The 23306-nt window shown below is 71.8% G+C and carries 25 protein-coding genes and 1 tRNA gene; 10 read left to right on the top strand and 16 right to left on the bottom strand.

The genetic code is table 11. From position 1 onward, the window contains the following. The first annotated feature begins 411 nt into the window (after nt 1-411). Genes M1D56_RS07275 through cofD form a run of 4 tightly spaced genes read left to right on the top strand, consistent with a single transcriptional unit; the run spans nt 412 to nt 3946 of the window. Complete coding sequence (locus M1D56_RS07275) at nt 412-696, top strand: hypothetical protein (protein ID WP_282977586.1); 285 nt, start codon at nt 412-414, stop codon at nt 694-696. Further along, a complete protein-coding gene (locus M1D56_RS07270; protein WP_456285108.1) occupies nt 693-1856 on the top strand; it encodes a GNAT family N-acetyltransferase in 1164 nt (387 codons plus the stop codon). Before M1D56_RS07275 ends, M1D56_RS07270 begins: the two co-directional genes overlap by 4 nt. Next, complete coding sequence (locus M1D56_RS07265; protein WP_456285107.1) at nt 1853-2920, top strand: GNAT family N-acetyltransferase; 1068 nt, start codon at nt 1853-1855, stop codon at nt 2918-2920. Before M1D56_RS07270 ends, M1D56_RS07265 begins: the two co-directional genes overlap by 4 nt. 54 nt (nt 2921-2974) lie before the next feature. After that, on the top strand, nt 2975-3946 hold the full coding sequence (gene cofD / locus M1D56_RS07260; RefSeq protein WP_456285106.1) for a 2-phospho-L-lactate transferase: 972 nt from the start codon (nt 2975-2977) through the stop codon (nt 3944-3946). 1 nt (nt 3947) lies between these two features. Here the strand turns inward: cofD and M1D56_RS07255 are convergent, their stop codons facing one another. The 8 genes from M1D56_RS07255 to M1D56_RS07220 form a co-directional block, all read right to left on the bottom strand. Further along, nucleotides 3948-4610, bottom strand: coding sequence for a SatD family protein (locus tag M1D56_RS07255; RefSeq protein ID WP_456285105.1), 663 nt, complete (start codon nt 4608-4610; stop codon nt 3948-3950). A gap of 95 nt (nt 4611-4705) precedes the next feature. Then, nucleotides 4706-5608 (bottom strand): hypothetical protein, encoded by a 903-nt coding sequence (locus tag M1D56_RS07250; protein WP_456285104.1) that lies wholly within the window; start codon nt 5606-5608, stop codon nt 4706-4708. Beyond that, nucleotides 5590-6495, bottom strand: coding sequence for a bifunctional DNA-formamidopyrimidine glycosylase/DNA-(apurinic or apyrimidinic site) lyase (mutM, locus tag M1D56_RS07245; protein WP_456285103.1), 906 nt, complete (start codon nt 6493-6495; stop codon nt 5590-5592). Before mutM ends, M1D56_RS07250 begins: the two co-directional genes overlap by 19 nt. Further along, complete coding sequence (rnc, locus tag M1D56_RS07240; protein ID WP_282977575.1) at nt 6488-7168, bottom strand: ribonuclease III; 681 nt, start codon at nt 7166-7168, stop codon at nt 6488-6490. The genes mutM and rnc overlap by 8 nt, the downstream gene beginning before the upstream one ends. A gap of 26 nt (nt 7169-7194) precedes the next feature. Beyond that, nucleotides 7195-7404, bottom strand: a complete 210-nt coding sequence (rpmF, locus tag M1D56_RS07235) for a 50S ribosomal protein L32 (protein WP_172989695.1) — start codon at nt 7402-7404, stop codon at nt 7195-7197. Between the two features lie 2 nt (nt 7405-7406). Further along, nucleotides 7407-7901 (bottom strand): YceD family protein, encoded by a 495-nt coding sequence (locus M1D56_RS07230; RefSeq protein WP_271172174.1) that lies wholly within the window; start codon nt 7899-7901, stop codon nt 7407-7409. 127 nt (nt 7902-8028) lie between these two features. Further along, nucleotides 8029-8529, bottom strand: coding sequence for a pantetheine-phosphate adenylyltransferase (coaD, locus tag M1D56_RS07225; RefSeq protein ID WP_271171685.1), 501 nt, complete (start codon nt 8527-8529; stop codon nt 8029-8031). Between the two features lie 76 nt (nt 8530-8605). Further along, entirely contained in the window at nt 8606-10774 is a 2169-nt protein-coding gene (locus M1D56_RS07220; protein WP_456285102.1) for an ATP-dependent DNA helicase RecG, read from the bottom strand. A 62-nt stretch (nt 10775-10836) separates the two neighbouring features. Here M1D56_RS07220 and M1D56_RS07215 point away from each other — a divergent pair, with 62 nt between their 5' ends. After that, nucleotides 10837-11409, top strand: coding sequence for an RsmD family RNA methyltransferase (locus M1D56_RS07215; RefSeq protein ID WP_456285101.1), 573 nt, complete (start codon nt 10837-10839; stop codon nt 11407-11409). A gap of 6 nt (nt 11410-11415) precedes the next feature. Here M1D56_RS07215 and thiL read toward each other — a convergent pair whose 3' ends face one another. Then, the gene (gene thiL, locus M1D56_RS07210; RefSeq protein ID WP_324011473.1) at nt 11416-12402 is read right to left on the bottom strand and encodes a thiamine-phosphate kinase; all 987 of its coding nucleotides are present in this window, start codon (nt 12400-12402) and stop codon (nt 11416-11418) included. Between the two features lie 49 nt (nt 12403-12451). Here thiL and M1D56_RS07205 point away from each other — a divergent pair, with 49 nt between their 5' ends. Continuing rightward, nucleotides 12452-12961, top strand: coding sequence for a DUF3515 family protein (locus tag M1D56_RS07205; RefSeq protein WP_456285100.1), 510 nt, complete (start codon nt 12452-12454; stop codon nt 12959-12961). A 6-nt stretch (nt 12962-12967) separates the two neighbouring features. Here the strand turns inward: M1D56_RS07205 and M1D56_RS07200 are convergent, their stop codons facing one another. The 7 genes from M1D56_RS07200 to M1D56_RS07170 all read right to left on the bottom strand — a co-directional run bounded on the left by M1D56_RS07200 (nt 12968) and on the right by M1D56_RS07170 (nt 20574). Then, nucleotides 12968-14062, bottom strand: coding sequence for a D-alanine--D-alanine ligase family protein (locus tag M1D56_RS07200; protein WP_455970126.1), 1095 nt, complete (start codon nt 14060-14062; stop codon nt 12968-12970). Beyond that, complete coding sequence (locus M1D56_RS07195) at nt 13962-15077, bottom strand: NAD(P)H-dependent glycerol-3-phosphate dehydrogenase (protein WP_374727769.1); 1116 nt, start codon at nt 15075-15077, stop codon at nt 13962-13964. Before M1D56_RS07195 ends, M1D56_RS07200 begins: the two co-directional genes overlap by 101 nt. Continuing rightward, nucleotides 15077-15823 carry a lysophospholipid acyltransferase family protein gene (locus M1D56_RS07190; protein WP_271171678.1) on the bottom strand — a complete coding sequence of 249 codons (747 nt, stop codon included), beginning with the start codon at nt 15821-15823 and terminating at the stop codon, nt 15077-15079. Before M1D56_RS07190 ends, M1D56_RS07195 begins: the two co-directional genes overlap by 1 nt. Beyond that, on the bottom strand, nt 15820-17187 hold the full coding sequence (gene murA / locus M1D56_RS07185) for a UDP-N-acetylglucosamine 1-carboxyvinyltransferase (protein ID WP_282977567.1): 1368 nt from the start codon (nt 17185-17187) through the stop codon (nt 15820-15822). The genes M1D56_RS07190 and murA overlap by 4 nt, the downstream gene beginning before the upstream one ends. Nucleotides 17188-17254: 67 nt before the next feature. Further along, nucleotides 17255-17851, bottom strand: a complete 597-nt coding sequence (gene leuD, locus M1D56_RS07180; protein WP_456285099.1) for a 3-isopropylmalate dehydratase small subunit — start codon at nt 17849-17851, stop codon at nt 17255-17257. A 10-nt stretch (nt 17852-17861) separates the two neighbouring features. Then, nucleotides 17862-19331, bottom strand: coding sequence for a 3-isopropylmalate dehydratase large subunit (leuC, locus tag M1D56_RS07175; RefSeq protein WP_455970125.1), 1470 nt, complete (start codon nt 19329-19331; stop codon nt 17862-17864). Between the two features lie 238 nt (nt 19332-19569). Further along, a complete protein-coding gene (locus tag M1D56_RS07170) occupies nt 19570-20574 on the bottom strand; it encodes a TerC family protein (RefSeq protein WP_282977565.1) in 1005 nt (334 codons plus the stop codon). Between the two features lie 237 nt (nt 20575-20811). On the opposite strand from M1D56_RS07170, the gene M1D56_RS07165 reads away from it, so the two are divergent. The 4 genes from M1D56_RS07165 (at nt 20812) to M1D56_RS07150 (ending at nt 23295) form a co-directional block, all read left to right on the top strand. Further along, entirely contained in the window at nt 20812-21354 is a 543-nt protein-coding gene (locus M1D56_RS07165; RefSeq protein ID WP_282977564.1) for an RNA polymerase sigma factor, read from the top strand. Further along, on the top strand, nt 21354-22397 hold the full coding sequence (locus M1D56_RS07160; protein WP_456285098.1) for a DUF4349 domain-containing protein: 1044 nt from the start codon (nt 21354-21356) through the stop codon (nt 22395-22397). The genes M1D56_RS07165 and M1D56_RS07160 overlap by 1 nt, the downstream gene beginning before the upstream one ends. A gap of 122 nt (nt 22398-22519) precedes the next feature. Further along, nucleotides 22520-22592 (top strand) — tRNA-Glu (locus M1D56_RS07155). A 67-nt stretch (nt 22593-22659) separates the two neighbouring features. After that, nucleotides 22660-23295, top strand: a complete 636-nt coding sequence (locus tag M1D56_RS07150; RefSeq protein ID WP_271171671.1) for an MBL fold metallo-hydrolase — start codon at nt 22660-22662, stop codon at nt 23293-23295. Nucleotides 23296-23306: the final 11 nt, after the last annotated feature.

The raw sequence follows: 23306 nt of genomic DNA, 5'->3' as shown, positions 1-23306 counted from the left end.
GTCTGCGTAACGTGTGTGATCGCACGATCACCTCTGGGCGCTCCGCCCAGCGAACCGGCACGAGAGGAGGAAGCCGACATGGATATCACCACGAACCCAGGTGCAGCGCGCATCGCGCTCTCGGCTTCCGTCCCCGTCGGCTTCGCTCGACGTCAGGTCGCAGGGATCGTCGCAGGCGGACTCCGCCGCGCAGGCCGACTCTCCTAGCGAGAGGTCTGCCCTGAGCCCGCACGCGCGGCTCATCCGCCCCTGAGACCAGGCGACAGCCGTCTCTCCGCGCCGCCTCCGGCGTCCGTCTCCGAGCGCCACCCGGGCCGCTTCCCGCCCCGCGCTCCGCACCCGTCCCCGGCATCGCCCGGGGTCGTCTCCCCGTTCCCATCCGGAACATCTCTCTCCCACGAAGGAATCACCGTGAACACGATTCACCTGTCCCCGTCCGCCCATCCCCCGCAACCGAGCGGCATGCCGCGCGCGCTCTCGGCCATCCCCGAGCGCACCCCGCGCACCTCGGCAGCCGACCGGATCGCGATGCGCATCGGCCTGTGGCTGCTCCTGTGGAGCACCCGCCCGTCCGAGACGCCCGAGCAGACGCGCGCGCGGTACGAGCGTCAGCGCCTGGCGGCCGCCGCGCGCGCCGAGCACGAGGCGCAGATCCAGCGGATCACCCTCGTGTACGGCCTGGGCGGCATGCGATGAGCGCCCGCACGACCGCTGCGCACCCGGCGCCCCGCGGAGCCTCCCACTCCGCGGGGCGCCGGCCCGCGGCCCGCTCGGCGGGTCGCCCCTCGATCGCGTTCGCGCCGATGCACCTTCCCGGATCGGTCGAGTCGCCCGACGCGGGCGAGTTCCTGGCGTTCACGAGCGCCGCGAACGCGATGTGGCGCAGCGACTCGGGCACCGATCTGTTCCGCGAGGACCCGGCGGAGTGGCTCGTCGGCCTCCGCGAGACGACCTACGTCGACAAGTCCGGCATCGTCGCGCGACGCGGCGAGGAGATCGTCGGCTTCGCGGGGCTCGCGTGCCCGCGCGCTGCGAAGCGCACGGCGCACGTCGACATCGTGATCCACCCCGATCGCAGAGACGACGACGAGGCCGACGCCCTGCTCGCCGAGATCGAGCGCCGCGCGCGCGAGCGCGGGCGCACGTCGCTGCGGGCCTTCGCGTTCGCCTCCGCCGACGCGGGCGGAGACCGGCTCCCGTCTCCCACCGGATCCGGATCCCTCCCGCGCGATGCCTGGCAGACGCGCTTCCTCGTGCGCAACGGCTACGCGCTCGGCCAGGTCGAGCGGGCGAGCGTGTTCGACCTGCAGGGCTCGTTCGAGGCCGTCGACCGGCTTCTCGAGGCCGCGGTCGCGAAGGCGGGCCCCGACTACCGGGTCGCGTGGTGGCAGACGCCGACGCCCGAGGAGCACATCGAGGGCTACGCGGCCGCCATCTCGCGGCTGGACGAGGACGCCCCGAGCGGAGAGCTGCCCGTCGAGGCCGACCCCTGGGACGCGCAGCGCGTCCGCGATCGGGAGGACCTCAAGCGCCGCGCCGGGCAGACGATGGCCGTGACGGTCGTCATCCACGAGCCGACGGGGCAGGTCGCGGCGTACAACGAGCTCGTGATCGGCGCCGATCGGACCGCCCCCACCGAGAACTACGGGACGCTCGTCATGCCCGAGCACCGCGGTCGCCGCCTCGGCACGATCGTCAAGTGCGTCGGCCTGCGCCGCTGGCGCGAGCTCGTCCCGACCTCCCCCGTCGTCCGGACGTTCAACGCCGAGGAGAACCGCTACATGCTCGACGTGAACGAGGCCGTGGGCTTCCGCCCCGCCGCGTACACGGGCGAGTGGACCAAGGAGCTGACATGACGCTGCGCATCGACCGCCTGACGGCCCCCGAGAGCCTCGACGCGCCCGACGCGACCGACTTCCTCGAGTTCGTCCGCCTCGGCAACGCCGCGTGGCGGCGCGACTCCGGCACCGACCTCCACGACGACGACCCGGTCGACGTGCTGAGCCGCTGGCAGGAGCAGACCTACCACGTGATCACGCCGCTCGTCGCGCGCGAGGGCGACCGCATCGTCGCTGCGGGCGCGCTCGACGCCGAGCGCTCGAAGCAGCGCACCGCCGAGATCGACGTCGAGGTCGCCGACGGGCACGACGCGGCAGGGGACGCGCTCCTCTCGGCGCTCGAGGAGATCGCGGCGGCGCAGGGGCGCTCCGTCCTCCAGGGGTGGACCATCCACCGCGCCGGCGTCGAAGGGGAGCAGCTCGTCCCGCCGACGGGTGCCGGCGCCATCCCCGCCGAGGACGCGTCCGCGCAGCGCATGCTGCGCGCGGGATTCGCGCTCAGCCAGGTCGAGCGCAACAGCGTCTTCGATCTGCAGGGGCCCTACGATGCGGTCGATCGCCTGCTCGAGGCGGCGCTCGAGAAGGCCGGGCCGGAGTACCGGGTGGTGTGGTGGACCGGCGCGACCCCCGACGAGCACGCCGAGGGCTACGCCCGCGCCATCGCGCGGATGAGCACCGACGTGCCCGCGGGCGAGATGGTCACCGAGGAGTCGGCGTGGGACGCCGAGCGGGTCCGCGCGCGTGACGCGCGCCTCGCCGCGGCCGGGCAGCTTCTGGGCGTCACGCTCGTCGTGCATGCGCCCACGGGCGAGGTCGCGGCGTTCAACGAGCTGCAGATCGGCGCCGACCGCACCCGGCCGACGTCCCAGTGGGGAACACTCGTCATGCCCGAGCACCGCGGGCGTCGCCTCGGCGCCATCGTGAAGTGCGTGGGGCTGCGGCGCTGGCACGAGGCCGTTCCGGAGTCGCCGTGCGTGTCGACGTTCAACGCGGAGGAGAACCGGTTCATGCTCGACGTCAACGAGGCGGTCGGGTTCCGTCCGGCGTCCTACGCGGCGGCCTGGGAGAAGACCCTCTCGTGACGCGGATGGCCCGGGTGCGCGCCCGGGCCATCCGCTCGCGGGTAGCGTGGTCAGGTGCGCTACACGGTCATCGGAGGCGGCGTCGGGTGCGCCCGCTTCGTGAAGGGTCTCCGCGAGCACGTCCGGCGGACGGGCGGCGACGACCGGATCGACGTCGTCGTCAACACGGCCGACGACTGGTGGGTGTCGGGACTGCGGATCTCCCCCGATCACGACAGCCTGCTCTACGCGCTCGCCGGCGTGAACGACGCCGAGCGCGGCTGGGGCCGCGCCGGCGAGACCGAGCGCGTGGCCGCGGAGCTCGCCGCGTGGGGCGCCGCTCCCGAGTGGTTCACGCTGGGCGATCTCGACCTCGGCACCCACATCGCGCGGACGGCCTGGCTGCGCGAGGGCGCGAGCGTGTCCGAGGTCTTCCAGCGGCTCGCGCAGCGCTGGGATCTCGGCGTGCGGCTTCATCCCGCGACCGACAGCGAGATCGACACGCACGTGCGCACGGCGGATGGCCGCCGAATGCACTTCCAGGAGTGGTGGGTCCGGCACCGCGCCGGCCTCCCGGCGGTCGGATTCGAGCAGGCCGGGATCGCCACGGCGGTGCCAAGCGCGGGAGCGCTCGAGGCGATCGCGGAGGCGGATGCCATCCTCCTCGCGCCGTCGAACCCGGTCGTGTCGATCGGCCCCGTGCTCGCGGTCCCGGGGATGCGCGACGCGGTGCGCGCGGCGCGAGCTCCCGTCGTCGGGGTGTCCGGGATCATCGCGGGCGCCGTCGTGCGCGGCATGGCCGATGCCTGCCTCGCGGCGATCGGGGTCGACACGTCGGCCGGGGCGGTCGCGCGTCACTACGGCCCGCGCACCGACGGCGGCCTGCTCGACGGCTGGCTCGTCGACACATCCGACGCCGCTGAGGTCGCGCCGCTCGAGCGTGCGGGGATCGCCGCGCGAGCCGCGCCCCTGTGGCTGCGCGACGCCGACTCGTCGGCGCAGGTCGCCGCGGACGCCCTCGCGCTCGCGGCGGCGGTCGGACGCTGAGTCAGTAGACGCGCCGCGGTCGCACGCCGAGCTCGAGGGCCTCCGTGCCGAGGCGGAGAGCCTGCGCCGACGGCTTGTTGAGCAGCTGCGAGATCGCCGACGGCGACACCCCCTCGATGCGGGCGATCTCCTTCTGCGGGTACCCGCACCACTGCAGGAAGACGGCACGGCGTCCGCGCGGCGAGATGTCGGCGATGAGGCTGTCGCGCGCGACGAGGTAGGCGTTGATCGGCCCCTCCATCGCGCGATCGTGCGCAGACGAGTCGGGGTCGACGAGGAACCACGAGCGCACGGCGGACAGCTGCGACCGCTCGATCTCGTGCGCCCGGTTGACGGCGTCGCGTGCCGCCCACCATCCTGGGCCGTCCTGGATGCGGTCGGCGAGCTTCGACTCGACCGTGACGATGCCCCCGAGCCCGATGCCGAACCGGCAGCCGACGTTGTCGGGCAGCGCGAGCTGCAGGTAGAGCGTCGACAGCAGGGCGTCGTCGATCGTGCGGAAGGCGGCCTGGAACTCGTCTCCCACGGTCGGGTACCACTTCTGCAGCGCCCAGGGGTATGTTCGATCCACCTCGACGGCCGCATTCTCGATCTCGCGCTGCACGGCGTCTCTCGACGTCGATGCGCGCGAGGAGATGATGTCCGCGATCACTGCCACCGCCATCCGTGAAGCATATCACTGAACCAGAGCCAAAATTAAGCGGATTTGCTTAATTCTGCAAGGCGTTCAGCGATGTGCTTCACCGGTCAGCGCCGCCGCTAGGTCCCGCCGTTCACGGATCGCGCCATCTCGAGCAGCTCGAACACGTCGACGTGGGTGCCGACGATCCCCTCGTCATGCAGGTGCGAGTTGTCCGGCCGGACGGCGACTCCGCTCGCGAGGAGGTGGATCTGCTCTGCCGGATCCGGCAGGTGGCGCAGCCCAGACACGATGAGGCGGGTGACGTTCGCCCGATCGCGGCCCTCGTAGGCGGACCCCCAGGCGCGCGTCCCGATGACCTCGGACGGATCGGGCCGCTCATGGAACGTGCGCTCGTACAACTCGATGTGCGGGTGCTTGTTCGGCCCGTCCACCAGATGGATGTGCCCGACCACCCAACGGCCGCGCAGCCTGATCGCGAGGAGGTCCCCGCCGCGGGTGAACGTGATGGTCTCCCGTGTGGTCGGCTTCCGAGTGAGCGCGACCGGCGAGGAGCGCAGCAGCGCGATCATGTCGTCCGTGCGGTGCAGGAAGTCATCCCCCAGCCACACGGCGTCGTTCAGCGCGTGGATCCCGTCGATCGCCAGCTCGGTGAGTTCGCGGTCGGCCAGCCCCACTTCGTGCAATGAGGTGGCGATGGCGATCGCGGCCTTGTAGGCGTTCATCCGATTGCTCTCGGGTGCGCACGGCTGGCGGGCCGCGTCGAGCGCGAAGTGCCAGCGCTCCTTGACGGCCGGCACGACGTCTGCGTGCTGAGCGCCCTCCAGTCCCTGGTGCCTCGCAGCGAAGAAGCTCTTCTGCGCCAGGATCCGAACCTCGTCCCGCGCCGTCGGGGCGACCGCGCCCGCCGCGAGCCTGTCGAGGATCTGCTGATGACGCACGAGGCCAGCATAGGCCGGTCGTTCTGAGGCCGTCGGGATCGTCGAACGCCCGCACAAGACTGCTAGCGCTTCCGCTGGCACCTCGGGCAGTAGTGACTCGAGCGGTTCATGAACGCCTCACGGCGGATCGCTCCGCCGCAGCGCGGGCAGGGCTGGCCGTGTCGCCCGTAGGCGTTGAGGCTGCGCGCGAAGTAGCCGGCCTGCCCATTGACGTTCACGTACTGCGCGTCGAAGCTCGTGCCGCCCTCCGCGAGGGCCTTCTGCAGCACCGCGCGGATCTCGGCGAGCAGCGTGCGGACGGCCCGCGTCGAGAGCGCCGACGCGGGCGTCTCCGGATGGATGCGCGCGGCCCAGAGCGCCTCGTCCGCGTAGATGTTGCCGATGCCGCTCACGACCGTCTGATCGAGCAGCACGCGCTTGATCGCCGACGCGCGGCGGCCGAGCCCTCGCGCGAACGCGGCGTCGTCGAACGCGGGATCCAGCGGATCGCGCGCGATGTGCGCGGCCTGCGATGCCACGAGGGGCGCATCGCTCCCCCATCCGCCCGGCGCGCCATCCGCCGTCGGCACGAGCGCGTCGACGGCGAGCGATCCGAACGTCCGCTGATCCGCGAACACGACGGCGAGCTCGCCGTGAGCCGGATGGTCGATCGCGAGCCGCACGCGCTCGTGGCGCTCGCGCGGGGCGCCGGGTGCGCGCAGGAGCAGCTGCCCGCTCATGCCGAGGTGCCCGATGAGCGCCTCCGCCGGCTCGATCGCCGCCGACTCGAGCAGAAGCCAGAGGAACTTGCCGCGACGCACGGCGGCCGTCACGGCGCGTCCGCTCAGGCGCGCGGTGAAGTCGTCGTGGGAGCCCACGTGCCGGGTGAGCGCACGGCCGTCGAGCACCTCGACTCCCGCGATGGTCGATCCCACCACGGCGGGCTCGAGGCCCGCTCGCACGACCTCGACCTCGGGGAGCTCAGGCACCGACGGTCCGCGCGCTGAGCGCGTGCCAGGCCGTGAGAGCCGCGGCCATCTCGGCCTGCTTCTTGCTCGTGCCCTCGCCGGTCGAGGCGTGATCGCCGACCTCGACCGTGGCGGTGAAGCGACGGTCGTGGTCGGGGCCGCGAGAAGCGACCGAGTACGACGGCGCTCCCAGGCCGAGGCGCGCGGCGAGCTCCTGAAGGCTCGTCTTCGGGTCGATCGCCGCGCCGTAGCGCTCGGGGTTCTCCAGGAGCGGCTCGATGAGGCGCAGCACGAGGGCCGACGCCTCCTCGGGCCCCGCCGACAGGTACGCGGCGCCGAACACGGCTTCGGTCGCATCGGCGAGGATCGAGTCCTTGTCGCGGCCGCCCGTCTGCTCCTCGCCGCGGCCGAGACGGAGGTGCTCGCCGAGGCCGATGCCGCGTGCGACCTCCGCGAGGGCGACGGTCGAGACGACGCTGGCGCGGCGCTTCGCGAGCGCGCCCTCGTCGAGGTCGGGGAACCGGCGATACAGCATGGTGGTGACGGCCAGCCCGAGCACCGAGTCGCCGAGGAACTCGAGTCGCTCGTTATGCGGGATGCCGCCGTGCTCGTACGCGTACGAGCGGTGTGTCATGGCCAAAGCGAGAAGCTCGGCGTCGATCTCGACGCCGAGCTTCTCGGAGAGTGGCCGCATGCGCGCCACGGAGTCGTATCCGCCGCTCAGGCGTCGGCGACCTTGCGGCCCTTGTACTCGAGGAACAGCTCGGTGCCCTGCGAGTCGGTGACGACCTTGGCCTGGTGCGGGCGGCTGTAGACGACCTTGCCGTTCTCCACCGTCTTGACGAGGGCCGGAGCCTCCGCCTTCCACTGCGCGCGACGCGAGCGGGTGTTCGAACGGGAGACCTTCCGCTTCGGGGGGTTACCTGCCATGACTAGCTCTCTTCTGTGCTCGGGGCGGCGGAGTCCGCCGATCCATTCTGGTCTGTGAGTTCTCGGAGCGCGGCCCACCGAGGATCGACAGGCGCCTGCTGCGCGGTGCCGGGGCTCTGCGTCAGCCGCTCGCCCGTGACCGGGTCGAGGCCGGGGCAATCCGGCTGACACACCGGCTGAAACGGAAGCGACAAGACGACCGCATCCCTGACCAGAGTTTCAAGATCCACGTGGTCGTCTTGAACCTCGAAGTCAGCAGTTTCCTCACCAGGATACTCGAAAAGCTCCTGGAACTCGACTTCGAGCGGTTCGGCGATGTCGCGAAGGCATCGACCGCACACCCCCTCGAACTCCGTGTCGAGCTCCCCCGACACGAGGATGCCCTCGTGCACGGATTCGAGACGGACGTCGAGCTCGAGCTCCTTCCCCTCCGGGATCGAGACGATCCCCTCGCCCCACTGCTCGGGTGCGGGGATGGTCAGCGTGTGCTCGCGCATCTCGCCCGGCTTGCGGACGATGTCGCGGACGGGCAGCACGAAGGGCCCGGTTTTACGCGTTCTCACGGGGATCAATCGTAGTCGCGCCCGGGACGACGAGGGCCGTGGCGCGCGCAGGGACGCGAGGTCAGAAGTCCTTCGAGGTCGCGCTGCGGAGGTAGCGGGCGACCGCCGCCGGCACGTAGGGCGAGACGTCGCCGCCCAGGCCGGCCACCTGGCGCACGAGCGAGCTCGACACGACCGAGTGGGCGGGATCGGCGAGGAGGAACACCGTCTCGACGCCGGCGAGGTGGTTGTTGACGACCGCCATGGGGGTCTCGTACGCGACGTCGCCCTGCGAGCGGATGCCCTTCACGAGCACGCCGGCGCCCACCTCCTGCGCGTAGTCGACGAGCAGGCCCACGCTCCACGATCCGACGATGACCTTGCCGGGGATCTGCGCCTCCTCGACCGACTGCTCGAGGAGCTGCAGCCGCAGCGCGATCGGCAGCATCCCCTCCTTGTCGGGGTTGTGCACGACCAGCACGTGGAGCTCGTCGTAGAGCGAGGCGGCACGCCGGATGACGTCCAGGTGACCGAGGGTGGGCGGGTCGAAGGACCCCGGGACGACGGCGATCCGGTTGCTCATGCGATCCAGCCTAGCCAGGAGCCCCATCCGCGCCCGGGCAGCGCCGCGCCCGCGACACGCCGTGCGGGGCGCATGCTCAGCTCTTGCTCAGGGCCGCGCGCTCCTCCTGCGTGACCCGGCGCGCCAGGGCGTCGGCGAGTCCGGGATGCCGGGCGAGGTCGGGGTCCGCCGCGAGGACGCGGTCGGCCTCCTCCCGCGCCAGGGCGATGAGCGCCTGGTCCTTGACCACGCGGAGCAGCCGAAGCGATGAGCGCACGCCCGACTGCGCCTCTCCGAGCACGTCGCCCTCGCCGCGCAGCTCGAGATCGACCTCCGCGAGCGCGAACCCGTCGAGCGTCGCCGCGACCGCCTCGACGCGCTCGCGCGCCGGCGTTCCCTCTGTCGCCTCCGTCACGAGCAGGCAGAGTCCGGGCACTCCCCCGCGTCCGACGCGTCCGCGCAGCTGGTGGAGCTGGGAGACGCCGAAGCGGTCGGCATCGAGGATGACCATGGTCGACGCGTTCGGGACGTCGACGCCGACCTCGATCACGGTCGTCGCGATGAGCACGTCGACGCGGGCGGCCGCGAACTCCTGCATGATGCGGTCCTTCTCCTCGCCCGGCATGCGGCCGTGCAGGGTCGCGAGCCTGAGCCGCCCGACCGCGGGGTGCCGCCCGAGCATCTCGGCGACCTGCGCGACGCCCCAGCGCGGGCCGGAGCCGCCCTCCTCCGCGGTGGCCTCCGGGGCGTCGTCCTCGGCGGCGGCCTTGCCCTTCGCCGCGACGTCGATCGCGGGGCACACGACGAAGACCTGGTGCCCCTTCTCGACCTCCTCGGCGACGCGCTCCCAGACCCGGTCGAACCAGCGCGGGCGCTCGGCGACCGGGGCGACGAAGGTCTCGATGCCGGCGCGGCCCGCGGGCATCGTGCGGATGGTCGACACGTCGAGGTCGCCGAAGACCGTCATCGCGACGGTGCGCGGGATGGGCGTGGCGGTGAGGACGAGGGCGTGCGGACTCGTTCCCTTCGCGCGCAGGGTCTCCCGCTGCTCGACGCCGAACCGGTGCTGCTCGTCGACGACGACGAGCCCGAGGTCGGCGAACGTCGTGCCCTCGCTGAGCAGGGCGTGCGTGCCGACGACGATGCGCGACTGACCCGACGCCACGCGGAGCGCGGCCTTCCGTCGCGCCGCCGCCGGCATCTGGCCGGTGAGGAGCGTGGGCATGACCTCGGGAGCCAGCTGCGGCCCGAGCATGCGCGTGATGGAGCGCAGATGCTGGCCGGCGAGCACCTCGGTCGGCGCGATCAGCGCCGCCTGGCCGCCGGACTCGGCCACCTGCAGCATGGCGCGCAGCGCGACGAGCGTCTTGCCCGACCCCACCTCGCCCTGCACGAGCCGGTTCATCGGCCATCCGGCGACGAGGTCGGCCGCGATCCGCTCGCCGGTCTCGCGCTGGTCGTCGGTCAGCGCGAACGGCAGCGCCGCGTCGAAGCGCTCGAGCAGGCCGCCCGGCTGCGCCTCGCGGCGCGTGGCTGCGAGAGCCCTGACGTCACGGCGCTGCTGAGCGAGCGCCGTCTGGAGCACGAGCGCCTCGTGCCACCGCAGCGCCTTGCGCGCGCTGTAGGCGTGCCCCTCGTTCGCGGGCCGGTGCACGCCGTCGAGCGCGTCGCGCGCGCCCATGAGCCCCTCCCGCTCCCGCAGGTCGTCGGGGAGCGGCTCGGGCACGTCGCCGAGGCGGGTCAGACACTGCTCGACGAGCTTCTGGATGGCCCAGCTCGTGAGCGCGGAGGTCGCGGGATACACGGGGATGAGCCGGCCGGCGAACTCCTGCGCGCGCGCATCGGCATCGCCCTCGTCGTCGAAGAGCTCGTACGCGGGATGCGAGAACTGACGCTCGCGACGGTACTCCCCGACCTTGCCCGAGAAGACGCCGCGCCGCCCTGGCCGGAGCTCGCGCTCGCGCCAGTCCTGGTTGAAGAACGTGAGCGACATCTCGCCCAGGCCGTCGCCGATGATCACCTCGAGGAGGCGCCCGCCGCGGCTGCGCATGGGACGCGACTGCACGCGCCGCACCTCGGCGACGATCGTGACCGTCTCACCGAGCGGGAGGTCGCGGATGGGCGTGAGCTCGCCCCTGCTCATGTAGCGGCGCGGGTAGTGCGCAAGCAGGTCACCCACGGTCGCCATCCCGAACGCCCGCGAGAGCAGGCCGGCGGACTTCGCGCCGACGGCCTCCGTGAGCGAGGAGTCGAGCGAGAGCGGCATGCGTCGAGTCTAGAAGGGGCCCCGGACGCGGACGCCGCGCCCGCCGAGGATATCGTGGCAGGGTGACGAGGATCATCGCGGGCCGCGCGGGCGGCGCCCGGCTCGACGTGCCGCGCTCGGGCACCCGCCCCACGAGCGACCGCGTGCGCGAGTCGCTGTTCGGCGCGCTCGAGGACACCGGCCTCATCGCGGGCGCCGCGGTCGTCGATCTGTACGCGGGATCGGGCGCGCTCGGTCTCGAGTGCGCGAGTCGCGGCGCCGCGTCGGTCGACCTCGTCGAGCGGTCCCGGCCGGCGGCCGAGATCGTGAAGCGGAACGTCGAGGTCGTGCGGCGCGCGATGGGCTCGAGCGCGCCCCGCGTGCGCGTCCACCCCATCGCGGTGCGCGCCTTCCTCCGCGGCACGGCGCCCGGCATCGACATCGCGTTCCTCGACCCGCCCTACGACCTGCCGCAGCGCGACCTCGACGACGACCTCGCGCTGCTCGCGCCGCTGCTCGCGCCGGGCGCGCTCGTGATCGTCGAGCGCGCGACGCGCTCCGGTTCCCCCGACTGGGCCGCCGCCGGCCTCTCCGCGTGGCGCGAGAAGGCGTACGGCGACACGACCCTGTGGTGGGGCGAGCCGCTCAGCGCCTGAGCGTCGTCAGCCCGCGGCCGCATCCCAATCGCGGTACGGATCCCAGCCGCCCGCGCCGAGGTACGGCACGCCGTCGACGTGGACCGATGCCTCGTCGCGCGGGATGACGCGTCCGATCGGGCGGAATCCGGGGGGCAGGGCGCCTGCCGGGAAGGTCGCCAGCAGCGCGTGGTCCTCCCCGCCCTCGAGCGCGATCCGCGGGTCGTCCCCGAGGTCGCCGCTGTCGATCGCGATCGTGACCGCCGAGGCGTCGGCCATCCGCCGCGCGTCGAGCGCGAGGCCATCCGAGACGTCCATCATGGCGGTCGCGCCGGCGCGCGCGGCGAACGGCCCGAGGCCGATCGGCGGAGCGGGCCGCAGCTGCGCCTCGAGGACGCCCGTGTCGCCGTCCCGCAGCAGGGCGGGGTCGACGGGCACAGGTGCGCCGTCGGCGTCGCGGAAGCGCGCGAAGAGCACCTGCAGGCCCCGCGCGGCTCGGCCGAGCTCCCCCGCGATCGCGACGACGTCGCCCGCGCGGGCGCCCGAGCGCAGCACGGGGGCGCGTCCCTCGAGGTCTCCGAGGGCGGTCACGGCGATCGTGAGCACGTCGCTCGCGGTGAGGTCGCCGCCCACGACGGCGCAGCCGGGCGCGAGGGCGTCGCACGCGTCGCGGAGGCCGTCGGCGAGAGCCTCCACGAACGACGCGCGGGTGTCGTTGGGCATCGCGAGCGCGACGAGGAGCGCCGTCGGCCGCGCCCCCATGGCCGCGACATCGGCGAGATTGACGGCGGCCGACTTCCAGCCGAGGTCGTAGCCGCTCGACCACGCCAGCCGGAAGTCCGGTCCGTGGATGAGCGTGTCGGTCGTCGCCACGACCGACCCGGACGGCGCGGCGACGACCGCGGCGTCGTCGCCGGGCCCGACGAGGCCCGCGCCCGCGCGGCCCGTGCGCGCCAGGATCCGTCGGAGGATCTCGCCCTCGCTCAGCTCGCCGACCGTGGGATCCTCATGCATCCCTCCAGCGTAGGCGAACGCCCAGGACGCCCGAACGTAGGCTGGTGGGGTGAACCGCCGCCTCGCCGCCGTCTCGTGCCTCGCCGCCGTCGTCGCGCTCACGGGGTGCGCGCCGACCGTTCACCTCGAGGCGGCTCCGCGCGCGAACGACCCGCTGTGCGCCGAGGTCTCCGTGCGCATGCCCGACTCGGTCTCGGGCCTCGAGCGCCGCTGGACCGACGCTCAGGCGACCGCGGCGTGGGGCGATCCGACCGCGGTCATCCTCTCGTGCGGATACGACGCTCCCGCCCCCACCACCCAGCAGTGCGTGACGATCGACGGCGTCGACTGGATCGTCGACGAGAGCGAGCGGCCGAATCTGCGCATGACGACGTACGGCCGCGAGCCGGCCGTGCAGGTCTACGTCGACACGACCGTCGTGTCGGCCGACGCGGTGCTCGCGGGCAGCGCGCTCGGCAGCGCGGTCTCCACGCTGCCGCGCGCGGCCCAGTGCACCGACCCCGACGCCGCGCCGGAGGGCGAGGACGCCCCGACGACCGGCACGCAGCCGGAGGACTGACTCGGCTCAGGCCGCGCGGGCGCGGCCCAGCTCGACGAGCTCCGTGATGAGCTCCGAGTACGTCATCCCGGACGCGATCCAGCACTTCGGGAACATCGAGATCGGCGTGAAGCCCGGCATCGTGTTGAGCTCGTTGACGACGATCTCGCCCTCGGGCGTGAGGAACACGTCGACGCGAGCGAGCCCGCGTCCGTCGACGGCCTCGAAGGCCCGGATGCCGACCGCGCGGATCGCCTGGATCTCGCCCTCCGACAGATCGGCAGGGCACACGACGTCGACGCCCTCGCCGCCGAGGTACTTCCCCTCGAAGTCGTAGAAGTCGCGCGTCGTGAGCACGATCTCGCCGGGGAGCGACGCGCGCGCCTCTCCCCCGTCGCGGCCCTCGAGCATCGCGACCTCGATCTCGCGCCCCCCGATGCCCTTCTCGACGAGCACCTTGTCGTCCTCCGCGAAGGCGATGCGCATGGCCTCGTCGAGCTCCGACGCGTCGTGCGCCTTCGAGACGCCCACGCTCGAGCCCGCGCGCGCTGGCTTCACGAACAGCGGGTACCCGAGCGCGTCGGCCTCGGCGCGGACGGCGTCGGGCGCCGTGCTCCAGCGCGCCCTCCGGACGGTCGTCCACGGCGCGACGGGCACGCCCGCCGCCTGCAGCGCGATCTTCATGAAGTGCTTGTCCATGCACAGGGCGGAGTCGAGCACGCCGCCGCCCGCGTACGGGAGCTCGAGGATGTCGAGGAAGCCCTGGATGGTGCCGTCCTCGCCGTGCAGGCCGTGCAGGATGGGCAGCACCGCGTCGACCGCGCCGAGCTCGCGCTCGACGCCATCCGCGTCGCGCACGCGCAGCACGCGGTCGCCGCCGCCTGCGGGCCAGATCACCCGCGTGCCGTTGTCGACGACCTCCGGCAGCCTCTCGGCGTCGAGCCGGAACTTGCCGGGGTCGTCGTCCTCGAGCACGAAGACGCCGTCGCGGGTGATGCCGATCGGGATCACCCGGTAGCGGTCACGGTCGATCGCTCCCAGCACCCCGCCCGCCGTCGCGGAGGAGATGGAGTGCTCGCTGGAGCGCCCGCCGAAGAGCACCGCCACTGTCGCCGTCGTCATTCGTCGTCCTCTCGCCCTGGGGGGTGTCGTCGTCTGTGGTGAGGTGCGGCGCGATGTCGCGCGGATCGAGCGTGCCGTCGAGCACCATCCGCACCTGCTCGACGATGGGCATCTCGACGCCCTTCGCCTTCGCGAGCTTGAGGATGGGGGCGACCGAGCCGAGGCCCTCGGCGGTCTGCTCCATCTGCTTCACGACGTCCTGCAGCGTGTAGCCCTGCCCGAGCAGGCGTCCCGCCGTGTTGTTCCGGCTGAGGGGCGACTGGCACGTCGCGATGAGGTCGCCGAGCCCCGCGAGGCCCTGCATCGTCTCGGCCTGCGCGCCGTACGCCACCGCGAAGTCGGTCATCTCGACGAGGCCGCGCGTGATGATCGACGCCTTCGTGTTCTCGCCGTATCCGACGCCGTCGACGATGCCGATCGCGACGGCGATGAGGTTCTTCAGCACGCCGCCGAACTCGGTGCCGATGACGTCGGTGTTGACGAAGCTGCGGAAGTACCGGTTGCGCGCCGTGCGCGCGATCCGGTCGGCGGTCTCCTGGCTCGACGACGAGATGACCGCCGCGGTCGGCTGCTCGCGCGCGATCTCGAGCGCGAGGTTCGGGCCGCTCGCGACGGCGATGCGCGCGGGGTCGCAGCCGAGCGCCTGCTCGATGACCTGGCTCATCCGCAGACCCGACTTCTTCTCGACGCCCTTCATGAGGCTCACGACCGGCACGTCGGACGAGCCGATGAGCGGGCGCAGCTGCTTGAGGGTGTCGCGGGCCGACTTGCTCGGCACCGAGAGGTAGATCTGCTCTGCGCCCTCGACGGCCTTCTGGAGGACGTGGGTGGCACGGATGGACCGGGGCAGGTTGATCCCGGACAGGTACTGCGAGTTGCGCTTGGCCTGGTCGATCTCGTGCGCGAGCTCGGCGCGACGGGCCCACATCGTGACCTGGGCGCCGCCGTCGGCGAGGATCTTGCCGAACGTCGTGCCCCAGCTGCCCGCGCCGAGGACGACGACGCGCTCGGGGATCACAGCTTGCCCGTCTCGGCCTGGCCGTGCTGCGTCGGGTCCCACCGCTCGGGCGGGGCCTTCTCGCCGCGCAGCTCCTCGAGCAGTGCGGTGATCGCGGCCATGAGGCGCTCCGTGCCCTCCTGGATGGCGGCCTGGTCGGTCCGCCCGCGCAGGTCGGACACGTCGAGGGGCTCGCCGATGAGGACGGTGATCGGCTTGCGCAGCGGGAGCAGCGACAGCTTGCCGTAGCGCGGCATGACCGCCTGCGTGCCCCACTGCGCGAGCGGGATGAGCGGGATGTCGCCGGCGAGGGCGAGGCGGATCGCGCCCGACTTGCCGCGCATCGGCCACAGCCCGGGGTCGCGCGTGAGGGTGCCCTCCGGGTAGACGATCACGCCGCGCTCGCTCGAGGCGAGCTCCTTCGCCTGCGCGAGCGCCTGCGCGGCCGCGCCGCGGGATCGCGCGACCGGGACCATCCCGGAGGCCTTCAGCACCCATCCGACGACGGGGATGCGGAACAGGCTCTCCTTCGCGAGGAACCGGGGCGCGCGCCCGGCCCGCCACGTCGCGATCGCGACGATGAGCGGGTCGATCTCGCTGTGGTGGTTCGGCGCGAGGACGAACGCACCGCGACGGGGCAGGTTCTCGGAGCCGCGGAGCTCGATCCGCGCGAGCAGCCCGACGAGCGGGATGACGATCGCCGCGAGCGGCCAGAAGATGCTCGGGCGGCTCTTCTCAGGTGAGGCGGGAGCGCCCACCGTCACCCCACGACGTCGAAGTCGGCGCCGAGAGCGGTCAGCTTCTCGAAGAACTTCTCGTATCCGCGGCGGATGATGCCGACGCCCGACACGCGCGACGTGCCCTCCGCCGTGAGAGCGGCGATGACGTGGCTGTATCCGCCCCGGAGGTCGGGGACGACGATGTCGGCGCCGCGCAGCGGCGTCGGCCCCGTGATGACCGCGGCCTGCTCGAGCGCGCGACGCGGCACGCGACGGTAGGGGCCGTCGAGCCCGCGCGGGTGCACGACGATGTCCGCGCCCATCTGGTTGAGCGCCTCGATGAACCCGAAGCGGTTCTCGTAGACGGTCTCGTGCACGACGGACGTGCCGTGCGCCTGGGTGAGCGCGACGATGAGCGGCTGCTGCCAGTCGGTCATGAAGCCGGGGTGCACGTCGGTCTCGACGATGACCGGCTTGAGCGGGGCCTCGCCGCGGCGGAAACGGATGCCCTCGTCGGTGATGTCGAAGTCGCCGCCGACCTTGCGGTAGACGTTGAGGAACGTGAGCATCTCGTACTGGCGCGCGCCCTTGACGAAGATGTCGCCGTCGGTGGCCAGTGCGGCCGAGGCCCACGACGCGGCCTCGTTGCGGTCGAACAGCGAGCGGTGGTCGTAGCCGCGGAGCTCCTGCACGCCCTCGATGAAGATGACGCGGTTGGGCTCGTAGGAGATGATCGCGCCCATCTTCTGGAGGACGCCGATCAGGTCCATGATCTCGGGCTCGATCGCCGCGTTGCGCAGCTCGGTGACGCCGTTCGCGCGCACGGCCGTGAGGAGCACCTGCTCCGTCGCGCCCACGCTCGGGTAGGGCAGCTCGATGTCGGCGCCGTGGAGGCCCTCGGGCGCGGACAGGCGGATGCCGCTGGGCTGCTTGTCGACGATCGCTCCGAAGGCGCGCAGGGCGTCGAGGTGGAAGTCGATCGGGCGGTCCCCGATGCGGCAGCCGCCGAGGTCGGGGATGAACGCCTGTCCGAGGAGGTGCAGGAGCGGGCCGCAGAAGAGGATCGGGATGCGCGACGAGCCCGCGTGCGCGTCGATCTCCTCGAAGTTCGCCGACTTCGCGGCGCTCGGGTCGAGGATGAGCGAACCCGGCTCCTCGCCCTCGGAGACGGCCACGCCGTGCACCTCGAGAAGCGAGCGGACGACCTCGACGTCGCGGATGTCGGGCACGTCGCGCAGGGTGCTCGGGGTCTCACCGAGGAGGGACGCGACCATGGCCTTGGTGGCGAGGTTCTTCGCGCCTCGCACGTCGACCTGCCCGCGCAGCGGACGTCCGCCGCGGATCTCGATCACTTCGCCGCTGCGGGATGCCGAAGCGCCCGCGACCTTCGTGTCGCCCAGGAGTGTCATGTGCTGGTGGCCTCACTACCGTTCTGGCGGGTTGTCCGCCGTGCTGACGGGGCCCCGAGCCCCGGGCTCACGGAACGGGGATCGTCCGTGGCCGCCACGCCTCGCGGCGGGCCTCGAACTCCGCGATCTTGTCTTCGTTGCGGAGGGTGAGCCCGATGTCATCGAGCCCCTCGAGGAGCCGCCACCTAGTGTAATCGTCGATCTCGAACCCGGCCGTGAAGTCGCCGAGTACGGCGGTTCGCTCGACGAGGTCGACCGTCATCCGCACGCCGGGCTGCGCCTCGATGGCCGCCCAGAAGCGCTCGAGGTCGGTCTCCGAGATGATGCCCGTCAGCAGGCCCTGCTTGCCCGAGTTGCCGCGGAAGATGTCCGCGAAGCGCGGGCTCAGCACGACCTTGAACCCGAAGTCGCGCAGCGCCCAGACGGCGTGCTCGCGGCTCGATCCGGTGCCGAAGTCGGGCCCCGCCACGAGGATGGATGCGCCCTGGTAGGGCTCCTGGTTCAGGACGAACTCGGGGTCCTGGCGCCAGCCGTGGAAGAGCGCGTCGTCGAAGCCCGTCTTCGTCACGCGCTTGAGGAACACCGCGGGGATGATCTGATCGGTGTCGACGTTCGAGCGCTTCAGCGGAGCGGCGATCCCGGTGTGGGTGGTGAACTTCTCCATGACGGTCTCCTTACGCTCCCGCGCCCGACAGGGCCGGCTGGTCGGCGGATGCGAGGTCGGACGGGCTCGACAGCGTGCCGCGCACGGCCGTCGCCGCGGCGACGAGCGGCGACACGAGGTGCGTGCGCCCGCCCTTGCCCTGGCGCCCCTCGAAGTTGCGGTTCGAGGTGGACGCGCAGCGCTCGCCCGGCGCGAGCTGGTCGGGGTTCATGCCCAGGCACATCGAGCAGCCGGCGAAGCGCCACTCGCCGCCGAACTCCTTGACGATCCGGTCGATGCCCTCGGCCTCGGCCTGGAGCCGCACGCGCGCCGAGCCCGGCACGACCATGACGCGCACGCCGTCGGCCTTCTTGCGGCCCTCGATGATCGACGCGAAGGCGCGCAGGTCCTCGATGCGGCTGTTCGTGCACGAGCCCATGAAGACCGCGTCGACCGGGATCTCCTTGAGCGGGGTCCCCGGGACGAGGTCCATGTACTCGAGCGCGCGCTCGGCGGCTGCGCGCTCGTTCGGGTCCTCGAAGTCGTCGGCGGCCGGCACGACGCCGCTCAGCGAGACGCCCTGACCGGGGTTCGTGCCCCACGTGACGAACGGCTCGAGCTCGTTCGCGTCGATGAAGACCTCGGCGTCGAACACCGCGCCCTCGTCGGTGGGCAACGTCTTCCAGTACGCGACCGCGTCGTCCCAGTCCTTGCCCCGGGGTGCGTGCGGGCGGCCCTCGAGGTAGGCGAACGTCGTCTCGTCCGGCGCGACCATGCCGGCGCGCGCCCCGGCCTCGATGGACATGTTGCAGATGGTCATGCGCCCCTCCATCGAGAGGGAGCGGATGGCGCTGCCGCGGTACTCGAGGACGTAGCCCTGGCCGCCGCCCGTGCCGATCTTCGCGATCACCGCGAGGATGATGTCCTTCGCCGTGACGCCCGGCTTCAGCTCGCCCTCGACCGTGATCGCCATCGTCTTGAAGGGCTTCAGCGGGAGGGTCTGCGTGGCCATCACGTGCTCGACCTCGCTCGTGCCGATGCCGAACGCCATCGCGCCGAACGCGCCGTGCGTCGACGTGTGGCTGTCGCCGCACACGACCGTGATGCCCGGCATCGTGAGCCCGAGCTGCGGGCCGACGACGTGCACGATGCCCTGCTCGGCGTCGCCCAGCGAGTGCAGGCGCACGCCGAACTCCTCGGCGTTGCGACGCAGCGTCTCGATCTGGGTGCGGCTCGTGAGGTCGGCGATCGGCTTGTCGATGTCGATCGTCGGGGTGTTGTGGTCCTCCGTGGCGATCGTCAGATCCAGCCGGCGGAGACCGCGTCCCTCGGCGCGCAGGCCGTCGAAAGCCTGCGGGCTCGTCACCTCGTGGACGAGGTGGAGATCGATGTAGATGAGGTCGGGCTGGCCGTCCTCGCCCTTCACGACGAGGTGGTCATCCCAGACCTTCTCGGCCAGCGTGCGGGGGCGATCCGGAACCCGGATGTCGTTGGTGCTCATGCTCTTCCTGCTCCTAGCGGTCGTCGGTGTCGGCCTACGACGGACTCCGCGACGGGGAGAGGCCTAGAGCGTGATCCCGTCGCGGCGCATAAGGAGAAGTCGGGCGCACCGCACCCCTTCAGGATAGCAGGGTGCTCACCGACCCCTGTCGATCTGCGAGATCTGCACAGTGCGACGCGGCGCGCCGACCCGCCCTGTGGGCAGATCGACGCGCCGCGTCGTCAGAGTGCTCAGCCGGTCAGCGTCCGGGCTCCGTGACGGCCTTCTCGCGGCGTGCCTCGCGCGAGGACGAGATGAGGCTCGCGATGGTGGCCACGGCCATCGAGCCGACGATGACGCCGAGCGACATCCAGTTGTTGATCTCGGGCACCCAGTCGATGTGGTGGCCGCCGTTGATGAACGGCAGCTCGTTGACGTGCAGCGCGTGCAGGATGAGCTTGACGCCGATGAACGCGAGGATGAACGCGACGCCGTAGTGCAGGTACTTGAGCTTCTCGAGCAGGTCGCCGAGGAGGAAGTACAGCTGCCGCAGGCCCATGAGCGCGAAGATGTTCGCCGCGAAGACGAGGAACGGCTCCTGCGTGATGCCGTAGATCGCGGGGATCGAGTCGATCGCGAACATGAGGTCGGTCACGCCGATCGAGACGAACACGATGATCATCGGGGTGAGCATCTTCTTGCCGTTCACGACGGTGCGGAGCTTCGCCCCGTCGTACTCGTCGCTGATGTCGACGAATCGGCGGAGGGTCCGGACGATGAAGCTCTCGGTCTGCTCGTCGGCCTCGTGCTTCTCCGGCAGGGCCTGGCGCACGGCGGTGAAGATGAGGAACGCGCCGAAGATGTAGAAGATCCAGCTGAGGTTCTCGATGAGGGCGGCGCCGAGCAGGATGAACGCGGCGCGCAGCACGAGCGCGATGATGATGCCCACCATCAGCACCTCCTGCTGGTAGCGGCGGGGCACCGAGAACTGCGTCATGATCAGCACGAAGACGAACAGGTTGTCGATCGACAGGCTGTACTCCGTCAGCCAGCCCGCGACGAACTCGCCCGCGTGCTGCGCGTCGCCGAGGAACCAGAGGGCGCCGGCGAAGATGAGCGCGAGAGTGACGTAGAACACGACCCACAGCGTCGACTCGCGCGTCGACGGGATGTGCGGCCGCTTGAGGATGATGAGGAGGTCGGCGATGAGGATGAGGGTCAGGATCACGAGGGATCCGACCTGGAACCAGACAGGGATGTCCAAGCTCAGGGCCTTTCGGAGGGGACGACGGTATGCGAAAGTCTCTCCCCCGTGCTGCGCACGGTGCCTGACCGGGACCCCTCCGTCGAGGTCCGTGATGACGAGCAGGCGTTGACGGGATACTCCCCTTCGACCATCAGGATACCCAAGCGGCCAGGGCGGATGGTTGCATGTGAGACGAACGCGCTCTCGCCGGACACCTGATCGATGAGAGACGACGTATCCGCATCGGGAGGCGCGATGGACGACGCACAGCGCGACGCCGAGCTCGTCGCCGCCGCGAGGGCGGGCGACGAGGTCGCGTTCCGCGCGCTCTACCGTCGGCATGCCCGGCCGGTGTACTGGATCGCGCACCGCCTCGTCGGATCCGATGCCGACGCGGAGGACGTCACGCAGGAGACGTTCGTCACGGCGTGGCGGAAGATCGCGGGGCTCGAGCTCGTCGGCGAATCGCTGCTGCCGTGGCTCGCCGCGATCTGCCGCTTCCAGGCCGCGAACCGGATCCGCGCGCGACGGCGCGCTGCCGCCGACGAGGTCGACGAGGCGCTTCCGAGCCTCGTGAGCGTCGAGCAGCAGGTGCTCGACGCGCGGCTCGCCGAGCGCATCGTCGAGGAGGTCGGCACGCTGAGTCCCCTGGACCAGCGGATCTTCCGGCTGTGCGCGGTCGACGGGTACGCCTATGCCGCGGCCGCCGAGGAGCTCGGCGTCGGCCACGGGGTCGTCCGCAATCGTCTCTCCCGCATCCGCACGCGCCTGCGTGCCGTCGTCGGAGAGGAGTCGTGATGGACGAGAGGGAGTACGCCGTGCTGCCCGAGGTGCCTGCCGAGGTCATCGACCGCATCGAGGAGCGGGTGTTCGCGGCGATCGACGAGGAGCGGGACCGCGATCGCGCGCTGCGTCCGGCACCGCGACGGCGTCGGATGTGGCCGGGGATCGTCTCGGGAGCCGCGGTGCTCGTCGTCGCGCTCGCGATCGCCCCGGCCGCCGTGTCCTGGTTCGATCAGCCGCGCGGCTCGGAAGCCGCCTACGACGGCTCGGCGAGCTCGAGCGAGGGCGGCGAGTCCGCTCCCCTGCAGGGCGAGAGCGTTACGGCGCCGGTCGAGGGCGACGACGCCGCAGCCGACAGGGAGGTGATCCGCACGGGATCTGCCTCGGTCGAGGTCGACGACGTCGATGACGCGATCGACGACATCCGCGCTCTCGTCGAGCGGCACGGAGGGCACATCGAGGGGCTCCGCGTGACCGAGGCGACCGCGGAGGACGCCGCGCTCCCCGGGGCGAGCTGGGTGACGGTGCGCGTGCCGGCCGACGACCTCGACGCCGTCGTCGACGCGCTCGGCGATGTCGGCGAGGTCCACGACACGGAGCTCTCGGCGCAGGACGTCACGACGCAGGCGGTGGATCTGCGTGCGCGCATCGCGGCGGCGCAGGCGTCGGTCGACCGGCTCACCGAGCTCATGGCGCAGGCGGGGTCTGTCTCGGAGCTGCTCGAGGCGGAGCAGTCGCTCTCGGAGCGCCAGACGCAGCTCGAGTCCTACCAGCAGGAGCTCGCGCTCCTCGAGGGCCAGATCGCGATGTCGAGCCTCACGATCACCCTCACCACGGAGCCCCCCGTGACTGCCCCCGACCCGGCCGGCTTCCAGGACGGACTCGTCGCGGGCTGGAACGGCCTCGTGGCGGCCGTGAGCGGCGCAGTCGTCGCGCTCGGCTTCCTCCTCCCGTGGCTGGGCGCGGTCGCGATCGTCGCGGGAGCGTGCTGGCTCGTGGTCCGCCTGCGCAGGCGGCGGCGCGCACGCGGAGAGGCCGTTCCGGAAAACCGGCGCTGATCGGCCAGACACGCGCGGGCGACCGCAGGAGGGGGCCTCGATTTGCCCGCCCCTGTCTCTCCGTGTCATACTCTTCTGGTGCCCGGGAACGGGAAGAACACGAAGAACTGAACACAGACTACGGCCCCATCGTATAGCGGCCTAGTACGCCGCCCTCTCACGGCGGTAACGCGGGTTCGAATCCCGCTGGGGTCACCGTAGAGAAGAAGCCCGGATCCGAGGATCCGGGCTTCTTCGCGTTCCCGGTGGTTGACTGATCCTCATGCGCGTCACGAAGCACGAACATGCCGCCCTCCGCATCGAGAAGGACGGGGCGACGCTCGTCGTCGACCCGGGATCGTTCACCGCCGCCCTGCCGGACATCTCCGATCTGGCGGGCATCGTCATCACCCACGAGCACCCGGATCACTGGACCCCCGAGCACCTCGCGGCGCTCCGCGCGCGCCACCCGTCGGCTCCCGTCTTCACGACGCGCGCCGTCGCTGCGCAGCTCGACGGCGACGCGGTCGTCGTCGCATCGGGCGACAGCGCGACCGCCGGCCCCTTCCGCCTCTCGTTCCACGGCGGCGTGCACAACGAGATCCACTCCTCGATCCCGCTCGTCGAGAACATCGGCGTCTTCGTCGACGACCTCCTCTACTACCCCGGTGACTCATACGCGCTCCCCGGGCGCGAGGTGCCACTGCTCGCCGCCCCGATCGGCGCGCCCTGGCTCAAGATCGGCGAGGCGATGGACTTCGTCCTCGCGGTCGCGCCGCGCGCGGCGTTCGGCACCCACGACGTGCCGCTGTCCGCACAGGGCCTCGCGATGCACCGCGGGCGCCTGCGCTGGGCCACCGAGCAGGGCGGCGGCGTCTTCCACGACCTCGACGCGGGCGACGCGATCGACGTCGGCTGATCGGGAGCCGC

The organism is Microbacterium sp. JZ101 (assembly GCF_053903175.1).
This window is presented reverse-complemented; position numbering and strand designations above follow the sequence as displayed.